The organism is Streptomyces sp. a15, assembly GCF_059026085.1.
Genome location: NZ_JBWLKM010000017.1, coordinates 119816 through 136237 on the forward strand (window position 1 = coordinate 119816; position 16422 = coordinate 136237).

At 70.9% G+C, this 16422-nt stretch carries 19 protein-coding genes and 1 pseudogene; 10 read left to right on the forward strand and 10 right to left on the reverse strand.

The window, feature by feature from the left end:
• The first annotated feature begins 5 nt into the window (after window positions 1-5).
• Genes urtB through urtE form a run of 4 tightly spaced genes read left to right on the forward strand, consistent with a single transcriptional unit; the run spans window position 6 to window position 3470 of the window.
• The gene (gene urtB, locus AC5P09_RS19875; protein WP_493875164.1) at window positions 6-902 is read left to right on the forward strand and encodes an urea ABC transporter permease subunit UrtB; all 897 of its coding nucleotides are present in this window, start codon (window positions 6-8) and stop codon (window positions 900-902) included.
• Window positions 899-1993 carry an urea ABC transporter permease subunit UrtC gene (gene urtC / locus AC5P09_RS19880; protein ID WP_493875165.1) on the forward strand — a complete coding sequence of 365 codons (1095 nt, stop codon included), beginning with the start codon at window positions 899-901 and terminating at the stop codon, window positions 1991-1993. The genes urtB and urtC overlap by 4 nt, the downstream gene beginning before the upstream one ends.
• Complete coding sequence (gene urtD / locus AC5P09_RS19885) at window positions 1990-2778, forward strand: urea ABC transporter ATP-binding protein UrtD (RefSeq protein WP_493875166.1); 789 nt, start codon at window positions 1990-1992, stop codon at window positions 2776-2778. Before urtC ends, urtD begins: the two co-directional genes overlap by 4 nt.
• The gene (urtE, locus tag AC5P09_RS19890) at window positions 2778-3470 is read left to right on the forward strand and encodes an urea ABC transporter ATP-binding subunit UrtE (protein WP_493875167.1); all 693 of its coding nucleotides are present in this window, start codon (window positions 2778-2780) and stop codon (window positions 3468-3470) included. The genes urtD and urtE overlap by 1 nt, the downstream gene beginning before the upstream one ends.
• A 37-nt stretch (window positions 3471-3507) precedes the next feature.
• On the opposite strand, the gene AC5P09_RS19895 is transcribed toward urtE, so the two are convergent.
• On the reverse strand, window positions 3508-4698 hold the full coding sequence (locus AC5P09_RS19895) for an RNA polymerase sigma factor (RefSeq protein WP_493875168.1): 1191 nt from the start codon (window positions 4696-4698) through the stop codon (window positions 3508-3510).
• On the reverse strand, window positions 4695-5048 hold the full coding sequence (locus AC5P09_RS19900) for a YciI family protein (protein WP_493875169.1): 354 nt from the start codon (window positions 5046-5048) through the stop codon (window positions 4695-4697). Before AC5P09_RS19900 ends, AC5P09_RS19895 begins: the two co-directional genes overlap by 4 nt.
• Window positions 5049-5155: 107 nt before the next feature.
• On the opposite strand from AC5P09_RS19900, the gene AC5P09_RS19905 reads away from it, so the two are divergent.
• Window positions 5156-6193 (forward strand): acyl-CoA dehydrogenase family protein, encoded by a 1038-nt coding sequence (locus tag AC5P09_RS19905; RefSeq protein WP_493875170.1) that lies wholly within the window; start codon window positions 5156-5158, stop codon window positions 6191-6193.
• A 100-nt stretch (window positions 6194-6293) separates the two neighbouring features.
• Here the strand turns inward: AC5P09_RS19905 and AC5P09_RS19910 are convergent, their stop codons facing one another.
• The 4 genes and pseudogenes from AC5P09_RS19910 to AC5P09_RS19925 form a co-directional block, all read right to left on the reverse strand.
• Window positions 6294-7442: an LLM class flavin-dependent oxidoreductase gene (locus tag AC5P09_RS19910; RefSeq protein ID WP_493875171.1), complete on the reverse strand. Its 1149-nt coding sequence runs from the start codon at window positions 7440-7442 to the stop codon at window positions 6294-6296.
• Between the two features lie 26 nt (window positions 7443-7468).
• Entirely contained in the window at window positions 7469-7978 is a 510-nt protein-coding gene (locus AC5P09_RS19915) for an acyl-CoA dehydrogenase family protein (protein ID WP_493875172.1), read from the reverse strand.
• A gap of 5 nt (window positions 7979-7983) precedes the next feature.
• Window positions 7984-8538, reverse strand: a complete 555-nt coding sequence (gene ssuE / locus AC5P09_RS19920; protein ID WP_493875173.1) for an NADPH-dependent FMN reductase — start codon at window positions 8536-8538, stop codon at window positions 7984-7986.
• A gap of 52 nt (window positions 8539-8590) precedes the next feature.
• A pseudogene (locus AC5P09_RS19925) lies at window positions 8591-9591 on the reverse strand (LLM class flavin-dependent oxidoreductase).
• Between the two features lie 404 nt (window positions 9592-9995).
• Here AC5P09_RS19925 and AC5P09_RS19930 point away from each other — a divergent pair.
• Window positions 9996-10973: a LysR family transcriptional regulator gene (locus AC5P09_RS19930; RefSeq protein ID WP_493875174.1), complete on the forward strand. Its 978-nt coding sequence runs from the start codon at window positions 9996-9998 to the stop codon at window positions 10971-10973.
• On the opposite strand, the gene AC5P09_RS19935 is transcribed toward AC5P09_RS19930, so the two are convergent.
• Window positions 10915-11103, reverse strand: a complete 189-nt coding sequence (locus tag AC5P09_RS19935) for a DUF8839 family protein (RefSeq protein WP_266445719.1) — start codon at window positions 11101-11103, stop codon at window positions 10915-10917. The two genes, AC5P09_RS19930 and AC5P09_RS19935, sit on opposite strands and share 59 nt — an antisense overlap.
• Window positions 11104-11340: 237 nt before the next feature.
• Between AC5P09_RS19935 and AC5P09_RS19940 the strand changes: the two genes are divergently transcribed.
• A complete protein-coding gene (locus tag AC5P09_RS19940; RefSeq protein WP_493875175.1) occupies window positions 11341-11781 on the forward strand; it encodes an SPW repeat protein in 441 nt (146 codons plus the stop codon).
• A 72-nt stretch (window positions 11782-11853) separates the two neighbouring features.
• Here the strand turns inward: AC5P09_RS19940 and AC5P09_RS19945 are convergent, their stop codons facing one another.
• Both AC5P09_RS19945 and AC5P09_RS19950 read right to left on the reverse strand, forming a co-directional pair.
• Window positions 11854-12621 (reverse strand): ArsR/SmtB family transcription factor, encoded by a 768-nt coding sequence (locus tag AC5P09_RS19945; RefSeq protein WP_493875195.1) that lies wholly within the window; start codon window positions 12619-12621, stop codon window positions 11854-11856.
• 137 nt (window positions 12622-12758) lie between these two features.
• The gene (locus AC5P09_RS19950; RefSeq protein WP_493875176.1) at window positions 12759-13496 is read right to left on the reverse strand and encodes a phosphotransferase; all 738 of its coding nucleotides are present in this window, start codon (window positions 13494-13496) and stop codon (window positions 12759-12761) included.
• A gap of 76 nt (window positions 13497-13572) precedes the next feature.
• Between AC5P09_RS19950 and AC5P09_RS19955 the strand changes: the two genes are divergently transcribed.
• The 3 genes from AC5P09_RS19955 (at window position 13573) to AC5P09_RS19965 (ending at window position 15482) form a co-directional block, all read left to right on the forward strand.
• A complete protein-coding gene (locus tag AC5P09_RS19955; protein WP_493875177.1) occupies window positions 13573-14124 on the forward strand; it encodes a nucleoside/nucleotide kinase family protein in 552 nt (183 codons plus the stop codon).
• A gap of 96 nt (window positions 14125-14220) precedes the next feature.
• Entirely contained in the window at window positions 14221-14487 is a 267-nt protein-coding gene (locus AC5P09_RS19960; protein ID WP_266445711.1) for a GlsB/YeaQ/YmgE family stress response membrane protein, read from the forward strand.
• Window positions 14488-14600: 113 nt separating this feature from the next.
• On the forward strand, window positions 14601-15482 hold the full coding sequence (locus tag AC5P09_RS19965) for a GNAT family N-acetyltransferase (protein WP_493875178.1): 882 nt from the start codon (window positions 14601-14603) through the stop codon (window positions 15480-15482).
• Between the two features lie 4 nt (window positions 15483-15486).
• Here AC5P09_RS19965 and AC5P09_RS19970 read toward each other — a convergent pair whose 3' ends face one another.
• Window positions 15487-16383 carry an NAD-dependent epimerase/dehydratase family protein gene (locus AC5P09_RS19970; RefSeq protein ID WP_493875196.1) on the reverse strand — a complete coding sequence of 299 codons (897 nt, stop codon included), beginning with the start codon at window positions 16381-16383 and terminating at the stop codon, window positions 15487-15489.
• Window positions 16384-16422: the final 39 nt, after the last annotated feature.

Below are 16422 nucleotides of genomic sequence, written 5' to 3' on the forward strand. Positions count from 1 at the left end.
GCCGAATGACCGTGATCCTCGGTCAGACCTTCACCGGCATCAGCATCGGTGCCGTCCTGCTGCTCATCGCGCTCGGCCTCTCGCTCACCTTCGGCCAGATGAACGTCATCAACATGGCCCACGGCGAGTTCATCATGGCCGGCGCCTACACCACGTACGTCCTTCAGAAGTCCATTTCCAGCGCGGGAATTTCACTTCTTCTCGCGCTGCCCATCGCCTTTCTCGTCTCCGGTGCCTTGGGCGCGCTGCTCGAATGGCTCTTGATACGACGCCTGTATCTGCGGCCACTTGACACGCTTCTCGTCACCTGGGGCGTCTCGTTGATGCTCCAGCAACTCGCCCGGGACATTTTCGGTGCGCCGAATGTGCAGACCCGGGCGCCCGACTGGCTCACCGGCAACATCACCGTGATCGGCGGCGACGATCCGCTCACCTTCGCCAACAGCCGGCTGTTCATTCTGAGTCTGGCCGTCGCGGCGGTGGTCGCGCTGTCGCTGACGCTGCGGCTGACACCGCTGGGCCGCCGGGTGCGGGCCGTGGTGCAGAACCGGGACCTCGCCGAGGTGTCGGGCATCTCCACGAGCCGGGTCGACCGCACCGCGTTCTTCATCGGGTCCGGGCTCGCGGGCGTCGCCGGGGTGGCCCTGACGCTGGTCGGTCCGATCGGGCCGACGATGGGCACCAACATCATCATCGACGCCTTCCTGGTGATCGTGGTCGGCGGCATCGGGCAGCTCAAGGGCACGGTCATCGTCGCCTTCGTGCTGGGTGCGCTGCAGTCGGTCCTCGAGTACTCCACCACCGTCAGCGTCGCCAAGGTCCTGGTGCTCGTCGCCATCGTCGCCTTCCTCCAGTGGCGGCCCCAGGGGCTGTACACGCTGCGCACGAGGAGTCTCGTATGAACCTGCTGAAAGGCCGTTCGGCGCGGGCCGCGGCAGGCTTCGCGGCTGCCACCGTCGTCCTGTTCGCCCTCGCCCCGCTCATGCTGTCCGACTTCCGGCTCGGGCTGCTCGCCAAGTACCTGTGCACCGCGATGGTCGCCGTCGGCATCTGCCTGGCCTGGGGCCGCGGCGGGCTGTTGACACTCGGTCAGGGCGTGTTCTTCGGGCTCGGCGGTTACGCCATGGCGATGCATCTGAAGATCGCCGACGCCGGGCCCGGCAACCTCCCCGACTTCATGCAGCTGTACGGCACCGCCACCGAACTCCCCTGGTGGTGGCAGCCGTTCGCGAACCCGCTGTTCGCGATCGCCGCGACCGTGCTGCTGCCGATGACGGTCGCCGCGCTGCTCGGCCTGTTCATCTTCCGGCGCCGGGTCAAGGGCGCCTACTTCGCGATCCTCAGCCAGGCCCTCGCCGCCGCGTTCGCGATCTGGCTGATCGGCCAGCAGGCCACCACCGGCGGCACCAACGGACTCACCGACATCCAGGGCTTCTTCGGCTACTCCCTCGACGACCCGGTCAACCAGCGGATGGTGTACTTCGTCATCGCCGCCGTCCTGCTGCTCCTGATCGCCCTGGCGCGCCAGCTGATCCAGAGCCGCTACGGCGAACTCCTGGTCGCCGTACGGGACTCGGAGGAGCGGGTGCGCTTCCTCGGCTACGACCCGGCGAACGTCAAGCTGGTCGCGTACGTCGTCGCGGCGGGCATGGCCGGCCTCGCGGGCGCGCTGTTCGTGCCGGCGGTCGGCATCATCTCGCCCGCGCTGATCGGCATCGTGCCGTCCATCGAGTTCGTCATCGGCGCCGCCGTGGGCGGCCGGGCGAGCCTGGCCGGCGCGGTGCTCGGCGCGGTCGCGGTCGCCTGGGCCAAGACGGCCCTGTCGGAGGAGTTCCCGGCGGCCTGGACGTACTTCCAGGGACTGTTGTTCATCGTCGCCCTGGCGTTCCTGCCCGGCGGTCTCGCCTCGCTGGCGGTGTACGTCCGGCGCCGCAGGGCCCCGAAGGCGCCCGAGCAGAAGGCGCCCGTCGTACCGGTGGGAGAAGCGGCATGAGTGAGCTCTCGGGTCTCGAAATACGGCAACTGCGGGTGTCCTTCGACGGGTTCACCGCCGTCGACGGGGTGGACCTCGACGTCCGCCCGGGCGATCTGCGCTTCCTCATCGGGCCGAACGGCGCGGGCAAGACCACCCTGGTCGACGCGGTCACCGGGCTGGTGCGGGCGACGGGCTCGGTGCGCTTCGGCGAGGAGGAGCTGCTCGGGCGGAGCGTGCACAGGATCGCCCGGTCCGGGATCGGCCGTACCTTCCAGACGGCCACCGTCTTCGAGGAGTTGACGGTCCTTCAGAACCTGGACATCGCGGCGGGCGCGGGCCGGAGCATGTGGACCATGCTGCGGCGTCGTAAGGACGTCCCGGAGCCGGTCGCCGAGGCGCTGGAGACGGTCGGGCTCACCGAACTCGCCGACTCCCTCGCCGGGACGCTCGCGCACGGTCAGAAGCAGTGGCTGGAGATCGGCATGCTGCTCGTGCAGGACGTACGGCTGCTGCTGCTCGACGAGCCGGTCGCCGGCATGAGCCACGACGAGCGCCAGGCGACCGGCGAGCTGCTCCAGCGGATCAGCGAGGAGCGGACCGTGGTGGTCATCGAGCACGACATGGACTTCATGCGCGCCTTCGCGCGCAGCGTCAGCGTGCTGCACGCGGGCAAGGTGCTCAGCGAGGGCACGGTGGCCGAGGTCCAGGCCGATCCCAAGGTGCAGGAGGTGTACCTCGGGCACGCGGCGGACGCGTCCGCCGCCGAGGACGCCTCGGACACCGCGGTCGTACAGGAGGCATGATGCTGCAGATCGAAGACGTCCGGGTCGGCTACCACCGCAGCAGCGTCCTGCACGGGGTCACCGTCGAGGTGCCGAAGGACGGCGTAGCCGCGGTGCTCGGGCACAACGGCGCCGGCAAGAGCACCCTGCTGCGTGCCGCCGTCGGACTGCTCACGCCGAGCAGCGGCACGGTCCGCCTCGACGGCGAGGACATCACCCGGCGCAAGCCGCACGAGCGGGTGGCGCGCGGAATGGCGTACGTCCCGCAGGGCCAGCAGGCGTTCCCGCACCTGACCACGGCGGAGAACCTCCAGCTCGTGGCGGACGGCCGCAAGCGCGGCAAGGCGGCGATCGGCGAGGCACTGGACCTGTTCCCGGCGCTGCGGACCCTGTCCCACCGCCGGGCGGGCCTGCTCTCCGGCGGGCAGCGGCAGCAACTCGCCATCGCCCGGGCCCTGGTGACGGAACCTCGGATCCTGCTCCTGGACGAGCCGACCGAGGGCATCCAGCCGACGGTGGTGGCCGAGATCGAGGAGACCATCCTCGCCCTGGCGGCGCGCGGCGGGCTGTCGGTGCTCCTGGTCGAGCAGCACGTCGGCTTCGCGATGCGGGCGGCGCAGCGGTACTACGTCCTGGAGGCCGGCCGGGTCACCTCCTCCGGCGAGGGTGGCCAGGATGCCGAGCGGTCCGTGCGGGAGGCTTTGAGCGTGTGATGCGGCGGCGGTGTCGTGTGACGGCGGGCCGCCGGACTCAGGTCGGGTCGAGGGTCCGCCGGACCCGTTCGAGGTAGGCGCGTTCGGCGGGGTTCTCGCTCAGGGCGACGGCGGTCGTGTACCCGGCGGCGGCCTCGGCGACCCGGCCGAGGCGCCGCAGCAGGTCGGCCCGTACGGCGTGGAAGACGTGGTAGCCCTCGAGGTCGAGGGCGTCCACCAGGTCCAGGGCCGGCCCCGGCCCCTGAACCTCGGCGACCGCGACGGCCCGGTTCAGCGCCACCACGGAACCGGGCGCGACCGCCATGAGCTGGTCGTACAGCTGGAGGATCTGCCCCCAGTCGGTGGCGTCGGCGGTCGGCGCGTCGCTGTGGACGGCCTGGATGGCGGCCTGGATCTGGTACGGCCCCGGCCGGTTCCGGCGCAGGCAGCGGCGCACGAGCGACTGCCCCTCGGTGATCAGGTCACGGTCCCAGCGCCCGCGGTCCTGCTCGGGCAACGGCACGAGCACCCCGTCGCCGTCCTGCCGAGCCGGTCGCCGGGACTCGACGAGGAGCATCAGCGCGAGCAGCCCCGTGACCTCGGGCTCGTCCGGCATGAGGTCACCCAGGAGGCGTCCGAGGCGTACGGCTTCCGCGCACAGCTCGGCCGAGCCGTCGTACCCCTCGTTGAAGATCAGGTAGACGACGGCAAGGACCCCCTTGAGCCGGTCCGGGAGATCCGCGTCCCGGGGCACGCGGTACGGGATCCGGGCGTCGCGGATCTTCGCCTTGGCCCGCACGAGACGCTGTGCCATGGTCGGCTCGGGCACCAGGAAGACACGGGCGATCCGTGCCGTGCTGAGCCCGCCGAGGAGGCGCAGGGTGAGGGCGACCTGTGCCTGCGTGGCGAGTGCAGGGTGGCAGCAGGTGAAGATGAGCCGAAGCCGGTCGTCGCGCACGGGTCCCTCCTCGGGCGGCGCGTCCCAGGCGTGCAGCAGGGCGGCCTCCGCGTGGCGCGCGTCGCGCCCGGCCTCGCGGCGCAGCCGGTCGATCGCGCGGTTGCGTGCGGTGGTGATGATCCATCCGGCGGGGCTCGGCGGCACACCGCTTTCCGGCCAGTGCTGCACGGCGGTGGTGAAGGCGTCCTGGACCGCTTCCTCGGCGAGGTCGATGTCGCCGAGGGAGCGGACGAGGACGGAGACCGCGCGCCCGTATTCGGCGCGGAAGACGGCCTCGATGTCGGCGGTCACTGATCCGCTTCCCCCATGAAGGGGCGCACCTCGATCGGCAGCGTCGTCGCCAGCGCCAGCCTGCGGCCCCATTCGAGGGCCGCGTCCAGGTCCGGCGCCTTGATCAGGGAGATCCCGCCGAGCATCTCCTTGCCTTCGGCGTACGGCCCGTCGGTGACCAGGACGTCGCCGTCACGCGGCCGCAGCACGGTGGCGGACTCGGGGCCGTGCAGTCCCCCGGCGAACACCCAGGCGCCCGCCTCCCGCAGCTCCCGGTTGAGGGCGTCGAGGTTCTTCTCGATGTCGGCCAGGACCTCTGGGCCCGGCGGCTCCCCCACGGGCTGCATCACGCTGAGCAGGTAGTACTTCATGACGGCCTCCTTGGCGCTGCGGTGTGTGCCCTGCCTTCTCACCTCCTACACGAACGGCAGACCCCCGGATCGACACCGCGCACGACGACACCGGGAGAATTTCCTCCATGACCATCGCCCCGCACCCGCACCCCCTCGTCGTCAGCGCCCGCCGGCTCGCCGACGCCCTGCTCGCACCGCACGCCGAACGGGTCGACCAGGAGGGCGTGCCCGCCACCCACCTCGAGGCGGTCGGACGGTCCGGCCTGCTGGGCCTGAACGCGCCCGAGGAGTACGGCGGTGCGGCGGCGCCCGCTCCGGTGGCCAGGGAGGTCGCGGAGATCCTGGCCGGGGCGTGCTGCTCGACCTGGTTCGTGCAGACCCAGCACCACACGCCCGTGATCACCCTGTCCAAGAGCGAAGGCCCGGTGCGGGACCGTCTGCTGGGCCCGCTGGCACGCGGCGAACTGCTGTCCGGCGTGGCCTACGCCCATCTACGGGCATACCCCCGGACCCCGGTACGGGTCACCCGGGAGCGGGGCGGCCTGCGCTTCGACGGCACCGTGCCCTGGTACACCGGCTGGGGCCTCAACGACGTCATGCTCCTCGCCGGGGTGACGGACACCGACGAGGCCCTCTTCGCCTTCACCGAGGCACGCGAGCAGCCGGGCCTGCGCGCGTCGCCCCCCATGCGCCTCGCAGCACTCACCGCCGCACGCACGGTGTCGCTGGAACTGGACGGCCTGTGGCTGCCCGAGGAGGCCGTGGTCGTCCGGCAACCGTACGAGAGATGGGCGGCGGCGGACCGTACGAAAACGGCGAACACCTCCCCGGCGGTCTTCGGAATCACGGAGACCGCACTCGCCCTGCTGGACGACACCACGGCCGAACCTCTGCGCGCCCGCCTCACCGACATCCGCGCTCGCGCCTACGCCCTGGCCGACCACCCCGCACCGGACGAGCACCGGGAGGAGCGCCTGGCCCTGCGCACCCAGGCGTACGAGCTGATGCGCACGGCCACCACGGCAGCGGTGGTGGCCGGCGGCGGCAAATCCCTGACCCTCACCAACAAGGCCCAACGCCTGGCCCGAGAGGCCCTGTTCCTGCTGGTCCAGGGCCAGACCCCAGAGTCACGCCAGGCTCACCTGAAAACGCTGGCCGGTTAGACGTACCAGTGGCGCGGGGCTGTGACATATGCGGCTCCGCCGCGTGGGCGCGAGCAACCACGACTGCCCCGCAGCCGCCACACGACCGAACGCACCCCCCTCAACTCGCGAACGGCACCTGCGCCGACGGCACCGTCCGATCACCGTACGGATGCCGCCACACCCCCTGCGCGGCAAGCCTCGGCAGCACCCCCTCCCCGAACCAGTACGCCTCCTCCAGATGCGGATACCCGGAGAAGATGAACTCCTCGATCCCCAGCGCGTGATACTCCTTGATCCGCTCTGCGACCTCCTCATGGCTACCGACCAGCGCCGTCCCCGCACCCCCACGCACCAGCCCGATGCCGGCCCAGAGGTTGGGATGGATCTCCAGCCCCTCCCGGCGGCCCCCGCCCCCGTGCAGCGCCAGCATTCGCTGCTGCCCCTCGGACTCGCTGCGGGCCAGCCCCGCCTGTACGGACTGCACGGTCTGCGCGTCGAATCCCTCCAGCAGCCGGTTCGCCTCCGCCCAGGCCTGCTCGGAGGTGTCGCGGGTGATCACATGCAGCCGGATACCGAAGCGCACCGTACGCCCCTGCTCCGCCGCCAGCCCTCGAACCCAGGCGATCTTCTCGGCGACCTGCGCGGGCGGCTCCCCCCACGTGAGGTACACGTCGGCATGCCGGGCGGCGACCTCACCGGCGACCGGCGAGGATCCGCCGAAGTACACCTCGGGCACCGGATCCGGCAGGCGTGCCAGCTTCGCGTCCTCGACCTGGAGGTGCTCGCCGTGCAGATCGACGGTCTTGCCCTCCCACAACCCCCGTACGATTTCGAGGAACTCAGCGGTACGGCGATACCGCGCGTTCTTGTCGAGGAAGTCGCCGTAGGCCCGCTGCTCGTGGCTCTCGCCGCCGGTGACGACGTTGAGCAGGAGCCGGCCGCCGGTCTGCCGCTGGAAGGTGGAGGCCATCTGCGCGGCGAGCGTCGGCGAGACGAAGCCGGGCCGGAAGGCGACCAGGAATTTCAGGCGTTCGCTCTGCTGGGCGACCATCGCGGTGGTGAGCCACGCGTCCTCGCACCAGGCGCCGGTGGGGGTGAGCGCACCCTCGAAGCCCAGGTTCTCGGCGGCGCGGGCGATCTGGCTCAGGTAGGCGACCGTCGGGGGCCGGTCCTGCCCGGAGGCGGTGGCCGGCGTGCCGTGGCCGCCGCCGACGACATGGCGGCTGTCGCCGTTGGTGGGAAGGAACCAGTGGAAGGTGAGGGACACGTGGGGTCTCCGTTCCGGAAGATCTTCTAAAGGAGGCCGTGGCGCGGCGGCCGCGTGCCGTTCAGCACGTACCTGCCGATGTGCTGGACCTTCCAGCGGGCGGGGTCGTGCAGGGTGTGGGTGCGGGCATCGCGCCAATGCCGGTGCAGGTTGAGGGAGTCGAGTGCGGCACGGGTGCCGGACACCTCGAACACGGCACTCCCGGCCTCCACGCCGGTCTGCGCGGCGTGCGCCTTGGCCGCGGCGACCGCGATGGACGCCTCGGCCGCCGTGTCGTCGGTGAGGTGGGCAAGACTCGCGTCGGCCGACGCGAGCAGCCGGAAGATCTCGGCGAGGGTCTCCTGGCGTACGTCCGCTCCCCCGTGCTCGGCGGGCACGGTGACCGCGAGCAGCCCGGAGGCGGAGAGCCGGTCCAACTCCGCGCGTGGCAGACGGCGTTCGGCGTCCCGCTCCGAGGCGTCGGCGCGGAACTCGTCGGCGAGGGAGCGGGCCACGGTCAGGGCCTCGGCGTCGTCGGCGATGACTTTCGCGGTCATGTCCGTCAGCCCGCCGCGGCCAGCAGGGGCCTACGGCCGAGAGCCGTCGAGAACTGGTCGAGCACCTGGGTGAGGGCCTCGCTCGCGGTGGGGGCGACGGTGAGGGAGCCGTCGTCGTGGGCGGTGAGGTCCTTGTCGAGGGTGAACCAGCCCTGCACGATGTGCCCCGCGCCCATGGAACTCAAGACCGGTCGCAGGGCGTAGTCGATGGCCAGCACATGGGCGGTCGAACCGCCCGTGGCCAGCGGGAGGACGGTCTTGCCGGCCAGGGCGTACTGCGGGAGCAGGTCGAGGAGCGCCTTGAGGACCCCGGAGTAGGCCGCCTTGTAGACGGGGGTGCCGATGACGAGACCGTCGGCGCGCTGGAAGAGCTCGGTCGCCTCGACGATCGCGGGATGCCGGAAGTCGGCACCGAGCAGGGCCTCGGCCGGGATGGTGCGCACGTCGAGCGGGATCACCTCGTGGCCCTGGGCGGCGAGGCGGCCGTCGAGGTGGCGGAGGAGCTTCGCGGTGCGGGAGAAGGCGGAGGGGCTGCCGGAGACGGACAGGACGGTGGCCATGGGTCCTCTTTCGGGGAGGAGGGGCGCCGCCGCTCGGGAGGCGCCCCGGTGGTCAGGAGTACCAGGTGGGTTCGGGCAGTTCGCCTTCGAGGACCCAGCGGCCCACCTCGCGCCGCTTGTAGGCGACGCGGTCGTGGAGCGTGTGGGTGCGGACGTTGCGCCAGAAGCGGTCGAGGCCCTCGGCGCTTGCCGTGGAGCGGGCGCCGGTCACCTCGAAGACCCGGTTCGCGATCTCCAGGGAGACGTCGGTGGCGCGGGCCTTCACCGCGGCCGCCCGTACTTCGAAGTCGCCGCGGGTCTGCTCGGTGACCGCGTCGGGGTCGTCGTGCAGCTTCTGTCCCTCGACGGCCACGGCGTCGGCGAGCGCCTCGGCCGCCCAGAGCTTCGCGGTGAGGTCGCCGTAGGTGTCGATGACGTACGGCTCGTCGACCGCGCGCTCATGGCCGCCGTGCAGCCAGGACCGTGCCTTCTCGCGGGTCGGCTTGGGCTTGGGCTTGAGGGAGAAGTCGCGCAACCGGTACAAGTCACCGGCGAGTTCGGTGTGGTCCTCGGTCCAGGTCTGGCGCAGGGCCTGGATGAACTCCTCGGAGCGGCGGATGGGGGTCCCCCCGGTTCGAGCGAAGCCGAGAACTGGGGGAGCCCGTCGTGCTCCAGCCAAGGCTCCCCTAGGACGGTGACCTCGCCCTTGAACCAGCCGGAGACGACGTTGACGGAGAAGCGGCCCTTCGACAGGTGGTCGGCGGTGGCGCCGAGCTTGGCGAGGACGCCGGGGTGCCACAGGCCTGGGTGGACGGCGGCGATGACCTTCAGGCGCTCGGTGGCGAGCAGCAGGGCGAGGCTGAAGCTGGTCGACTCGTGCTGGTACTCGGCGCCGTAGCCGGCCATGTAGCGGACCTGGCTGAGGGCGTAGTCGAAGCCGTTGTTCTCGGCGAGGACGGCGAGTTCGCGGTTGGAGTCGTATCCCCAGTCGGTGCGCTGCTCGATCTTGCTGGTGACGAGACCGCCACTGACGTTGGGGAACCAGTAGGCGAATTGGAGGGGTGCTGAGGGCACGCGGAACTCCTGTTGCGGAATGGGGACTCACGCCGAATTCGAAAGGCATGCGCGCGATCGCCAATGCGCGATCGCAGATGCGTGATCGCCGAATTCGGGCGGTGAGGTGAAAACGCGGCACATGCCTGTCCGGCGACAGGTGCGGGTGCGGCGTGGAAAGGAGACGGCGGCGGATCGGAGGGATCAGGCCGCGCAGCAACAGGAGGCGCTGGAGACGCGCGCGAGGTCGACGTGGCGTCGCCGCGTGAGGTCCAGTCGCATCTTCATGCCGTCGATGGTTGCAGTCGGCCGCGACGGCCGTCAAGGAAAACCCGACCGGTCTCGTATCGCGGACCATTGAATTTCACGAACGTGTGACAGGGAAACCCTTGAACGTCCCGTGAAACCAACCGCATTCTGCTGGGGTGCGGACCGAACAGCTGGAATACATAGCGGCGGTGACACGGCTCGGTTCCCTGCGCCGCGCGGCGGAGGAACTGCGCCTGTCACAGCCCGCGTTGAGCGAGACCGTCAGAAATCTGGAGCGGGAGCTGGGAGTCGACCTCCTGGAGCGCAAGCGGTCCGGGGCGACGATGAGCGCGGAGGGCCGGGAGCTGTTGCCGTACATCGTCCATGTGCTGGAGGCGGTGGACCGGCTGCGGGTGGCGGCCGGCGAACAGCACCGCATCAGCCGTATGGTGCGCGTCGGCACGGTGAACGCGGCGACCGTGCCGTTGCTCGTCCCGGTGGTACGGGACTTTCGTGCGACGCATCCGGTCACCCAGGTCGAGGTGGTCGGCGCGCAACAGACGGAGATCCAACGGGCGCTGTCCGAGGGCGGTTTCGACCTCGGTCTGGTGAACCACCTGGACGGCGACGACGTGCCCGCCGGCGTCGAATCCACCCAGTTGCTGTGCGGGCGGCCCGTGGTGTGCGTACGGCCCGACAGCACGCTCGCGTCCCGGCCCGTGGTGACGGTGGACGAACTGCTCGCCGAACCTCTGATCGCGATGCGCTCCGGATATGTCATGCACCGCTATGTCCACCGGCTCCTGGGCGGCCGTGCCCCGTCCTTCTCGTACTCCACCGACGGCGCCGAGATGGGCAAGCTGATGGTCGCCGAGGGGCTCGGCGCGACGGTGCTGCCGGACTTCAGTGTGGCCGGGGATCCGTTGGAACGGCTCGGCACGATCACCTACCGGCCGATCGAGGGCGACGCCACCCGGGTCCTGCTGATGCTCCAGCGCCGCAAGGCCGAGTCGGTGCCCCGGGCGGCGCAGGACCTGTACGAGGTGTTCCTGCGGAGGGCGCGGGAGCTGGGCGGCACGCTGTCCGAGCGTCCCCTCAGTCCTCGTCCCGCCCCGGGACGATCACCAGGAACGCGTCCGACTTCAGGTCCATGACGACCGTCGCGGGTTCGCCCGCGGCACGCCGCGCCGCCGCGTACTCCTCCGCAGGCCATGATCCGCGTGGAGATCCCGCAGGAAACCGCTCCAACACCTTCGCGCCCATAAAGGCATCCACCTCCAGCATCGACCGTCGGCACGGAACGCCGACGTCCGTCACCATGCGTCTGCCCCCGATCGAGCCGGACATGTACCTTTCAGGGCTGGTCAGGCGCGAAAGGGCCGCCGGACCGCCCCAGCCGTCCCGCCGGGCCCCCTGACCACTACACATAAGGACGAAATAAGCGCAGAATGAACCTACGCGGCGCTTCTACCGCATACCGCACCAGACGCGGTCAGGCCTGCAAGTCAAAGGAGACGAGTCATGGCCAACGTCTCGCACACCAGAGGGGACATCACCACCCACCCTGATGCTCCGGAAATGCGGGATCGCTACGCCCGCATGCTCGGCGGTCGCGACGTGGCACTCGTGGACGGACCGGTGTTCCTGCTCGGTCTGTACTGTGCCGTGTCCCCGTGGATACTCCACTACACGACGAGCCAGCCCGACCTCGTGACCCACAACCTGATCGTGGGGATAGCGATCGGCCTGCTGGCCCTCGGATTCACCAGGGCTCCGGAGCGCATGTACGGCCTGAGCTGGGCCATGTGCGCCTTGGGCGTGTGGATGATCGTCTCGCCGTGGATCGTCGGCGAGAGCCCGGACGCCGGGGTCATCTGGAACAACATCATCATCGGTGCCCTCGCTCTGGTCCTGGGGTTGGTGTGCATCGGTACGGCGGCGAGGAGCGCCCCGAAGGCGTAGGAGCCCGCAAGGAGGGACAGGCAGACACACAGGCCGGTCCGCACCCGCGCGGACCGGCCCTCTCGCACCCGGTCAGGAGGCGGGGACCTGCCACGGCTCCTGCGGCAGCGGACTGCCGGTCTCCAGCAGCGACTTGAGGTTGGACAGCACCGCCGGCCAGCCGGTGGCGACGTCGGCGCGCTCGCCCTCGTCGTTGAGGTCCTCGTGGGTCACGGTGAGGCGCACGATGTCGGCGTGCGGCCGGATGTCGAAAGTGACCCGGGAATGCCGGTCCGGCTGGTCCTCCTCGTCGGGTGACGCCCACGTGGTGACGAGGCGCGTCGGGCGCTCGCTCTCCACGACGGTGCCGACGACGTCGGCGATGCCGGAGTCGTCCGTCCGCACGTGCTGCCAGCGCGAGCCGGTCCGCCAGTCCGAGACGTTGCTGTGCCCCCAGTAGGCGGCGGTCAGGTCGGCGTCGGTGAGGGCATCCCAGACCTTCTCGGGTGTGCTCTCGATGTACGTGACGTACACGTAGGTGGGCTTGTCGGTCATGGCTTCCTCGGCTCGTCGCTTCACGGCGCCGAGCGCACTGAGGCGCGGGCGCTCGAACTTGTCGATCCACCGCTCCTGCATCTCATGGAGCGGGACGGGGTTGAGGTAGTGCAGCTTTTCCCGCCCCCGCCGCACGGTGCCGACCAGGTTGGCGGCCTCCAGGACGGCGAGGTGCTGGGTCACCGACTGACGCGCCATCTCGATGCGTTCGCACAGCTCTCCCAGCGTCTGGCCGTTGTTCTCGTGCAGCCGGTCCAGCAGCCGCCTGCGGGTCTCGTCGGCCAGCGCCTTGAAGACCTTGTCCATCCCCGAGTCGTCGTCCATCCCCGAGTCGTCTCCTGATCGCACACTCAAAGTTATGCAGGTAATTACCTGCATGTCAATGCCGGACCCTCACCATCGCCACGACCTGCGACGAGCCCACGACCTGCGACGAGGTGGCGTCAGCGCAGCAAGGCCCCCAGCTCACGACGATGCCCGGCGACCCACTCCCACGCACCCCGCACCTCCTCGACGGCTCCGGCCTCGCGTAGCGCGACCATGGCCGGTTCGCCGCGGTCCGCGGCGGCGTCGATGCCCCGCCAACAGCGGTCCTGCCACCACAGGACGGTGTCGACGAGAACACCGCGCTCGTCGAGGCCATAGGCATCGCACACCAGACGGATCCGGCGTGCCGCCTCCGGCACGTCGGTCACCTCGGGGCCCAGGTCCAGGTACTGCCAGCAGAGGTGGGCGACGTCGTGGACGCGCTCCCCGGGGGCGGCGAGGTCCCAGTCGACGAAGGCCAGGGGCCGCCAGTCGTCGCCGTGCACGGCGTACACGGTGTTCTTCGGGGCGAGGTCGTTGTGACAGACGACGTCCCGGTCACCGGCGGACGGCGTGCCGTGGGTCAGGTCGTGGAAGGCGCGCACGAGTCGGGCGACGCTGACCAGGTTCGCGTCGGTGCGGGCGGCGGCCCGTTCCTCGGGGGTCACGGCCGCCCGCCCCTCGATGTAGCCGAACATCTCGCGGCCCCGCTCGTCCGTCCCGAGGTGACGCGGAGCCCCCGGCCACGCTCGCCGCTCGAACAGCGCGAGCAGGTCCCGCACGTGGTCCGACCGTTCCGTCGGCCTGCGCCGCACGGTCGCGCCGATCCGCACGACCTCGTTGACGGCACCGCCTGCGAGGGACGTCTCCTCCACCCCGACCGCCTCCACCTCACCGCTCGACTCCCAAAAGGAGTACCCGGGCAGCGGTGCCGACTGGCACGCTGCCCGCATGGATCAGGCAGAGGTACTGCTCATCGGCGGACGCGCCGGGGTCGGAAAGACGACGGTGGGCTGGGAGGTCTCGGCGCGGCTGCGGGCGGCCGAGGTCGCGCACGCCGTGATCGACGGCGACTTCATGGGACAGGTGCATCCGGCGCCGCCGGACGATCCGCACCGGGCCGCGATCGGCGAGCGGAACCTCACCGCGGTCTGGGCCAACTACGCCGAGCTGGGCTGCCGACGCCTCCTCTACACGAACACCCTGAGTGTGCTCGAGGAGACGGCGGGCATGTTCCGGCGGGCGATGGGGGACGACGTACGGATCGTACGAGTGCTGCTCACCGCCACCGACGAGACCACCCAGCAGCGGCTGACCGGGCGGGAGTTGGGCTCCGAGCTGGAGCGCGAGCTCAGGAACAGCGCCCGCAAGGCGCGACTGCTGGATGCCCGTGCGCCCGCCGGCACCCTGCGGGTGGTGACCGACGGGCGCACGGTGCCCGACATCGCGGCCGAGGTACTGGCCGCGACCGGCTGGACGGCGCTGCCCGTCTTTGGCCATTGATTGAAGCGTCAGCAGACTGTCCGCGGTTTCAGGGGGCACACGCACTGTTACGGGGGTCTTGACAAAAGGCGTGGGTTCTGACGAAAAGGGGCGGAGATGGAGATCGACGGCATCATCAGTGCCATCGTGATCGGCATCGTCATCGGTGTCCTGGGCCGGCTCGTGGTCCCCGGGCGCCAGCGCATCGGGATCCTGTGGACGATCCTCGTCGGCATCGTCGCCGCGCTGATCGGTTCCGCGATCGCCGGCGCCTTCGGTGTGGCCGACACCAAGGGCGTGGACTGGGTCGAGTGGCTCATCCAGATCGGCCTCGCCGCACTCGGCGTGACCGCGCTGGACCGGTCGAAGACCCGCCGCCGCTGAGACGAGGGCGGCGCACGCGAGGCCGGGCGCCGCCCTCGAATTGCGTTGCGCACGGCACCTCACGACGGCTGGCTTCGGCCGCTCGCACCCGCATCGACCGTGACGGAGCTCCGTTGACCCTGCGCATCACGCCGCTCGCCGACCCCGAGGCCGGTGCCTCCAGCCGTCGGCTGGCCTGGCTGGCCTCCGGAGCCGACGGGGTTCCGCTCGGGTCGGCGTTCCTCCGCCTGTTCACGAGGGAGGGCCAGGAGCACCTCGCCGAGCTGGAGATCGCGGTGCACGGCGCGGAGCGGCGGCGCGGCGTCGGCACGCGGCTGCTGGACGCCGCGGTGGCCGCCGCGCGCGAGGAACAGCGGCGGTCGGTTCTCGCGCAGGCCGAGCAGGGTTCCGCCGCCGATTCGTTCCTGGCGGCGCGGGGCTTCCGCCGGGTGCTGGGGCTGACGTACGCCCGGCTGCCGCTGGCCGACGCCGACCTCGCGGGGCTCGAGAAGCTCGTCCGACTCCACTGTCCCGGCTACCGGCTGACGGAGTGGGACGGCACCGTTCCGGACGAGCTGGCGCGGTCGTACGCCGACTCGCGGCGTGCCATGGACGACATGCCGATGGAGGACACCGACTACGGCACGGTCGTCTGGGACGTGGAGCGGGTGGTCGCGGCGGCCGAGGCGGTCGCGCAGCGCGGGGACCTGCTGCACACCGTGGCCGCCGTGGACGCATCCGACGGATCCGTGGTCGGCTTCTCCGAGTTGGTCGTCCCCGGGGACGGCCGGGGCGACGGCCGGCACTACGGTACGGCGGTCCTCCCCGAACACCGCGGCCACGGCCTCGCCCGCTGGATGAAGGCGGCCTCGATCCTCCGGGCCCGCGCCCGGCACCCCGAACTCGCCGGGTTGTGCACCGACACGGCGGACAGCAACACCCCGATGCGCGCGGTGAACGACGCGCTCGGTTACGTACCGACGCATCGGGCGGTGGAGTACCAACTCGACCTGTAGAGGCTCACCCAGCCATGACGTTCATCGCCGCGAGGCCGTCCCGGGTGGACGAATACACCGGCGTCCACCCCAGCTCCCGCTCCGCCTTCGCCGTGGAGACCCGCAGCGTCGTCGACATCACCGTGTGGGCGTACGACGCGGGCTTCATCAGCCACAGCGGTACGGTCATCGGCTTCGGCAGCCCGAACTGCTCGGCCACGCACAGCACATGGGCCCGGAAGCCGAGCGGCGTGCGGTCCGCGACGTTGTACGCCTGGCCGGGTCGGCCGCGTTCGACGGCCGCCACCACCGCCCGTGCCGCGTCGGTGAGTTCCACCCACGGCAGGACCCGGCCGCGGTCGTCGGGGACGGGCAGTTGCCGCTTGCGGAGCAGGGGCAGAAGAGCGTCGGTGCCGCCGGGGCCGTAGAAGAGGCCGAAGCGGAGTGCGATGCCTTCCAACCCCGGGGTTTCGAAGGTGAGGTGCTCCTTGGTGCGCATGGCCGCGAGGTGCCCTTCCAGTTCCGGTGAGGTGCCGTGCGGGCCGAAGGGGTCGTCCTCGGTGACCGGGTGGTCGCCGTGGTCGCCGTAGCCGTATCCGAAGACCATCGACTCGGTGACGAAGCGGCGGGCGCCGACGGTCCGTGCGGCCTCGACGAGGTGGGCGGTGCCCTCGGTGCGCAGGGCGTTGGTGGCGTGCATGCCGCGGTGGCGCATGGGGGCCCTGCGCAGGGCGGTCGCGGCGTGGATCACCGTGTCGAAGCGGTGTCCGTCGACGGCGCGCAGCAGTCCGTCGCGATCCATGAGGTCGGCGCGGAGGCCGGCTGCCGGTCCGCGGCCGAGCCCGGTGACCTTGTGACCGGCCTCGGTCAGGGCGTGGGCGATGTGCCGGCCGAGGACGCCGGTCGCGCCCGCGAGGAGGATGCTCCGGTGCCGCCGCCGAGGACCGTACGGAAAAGGGCT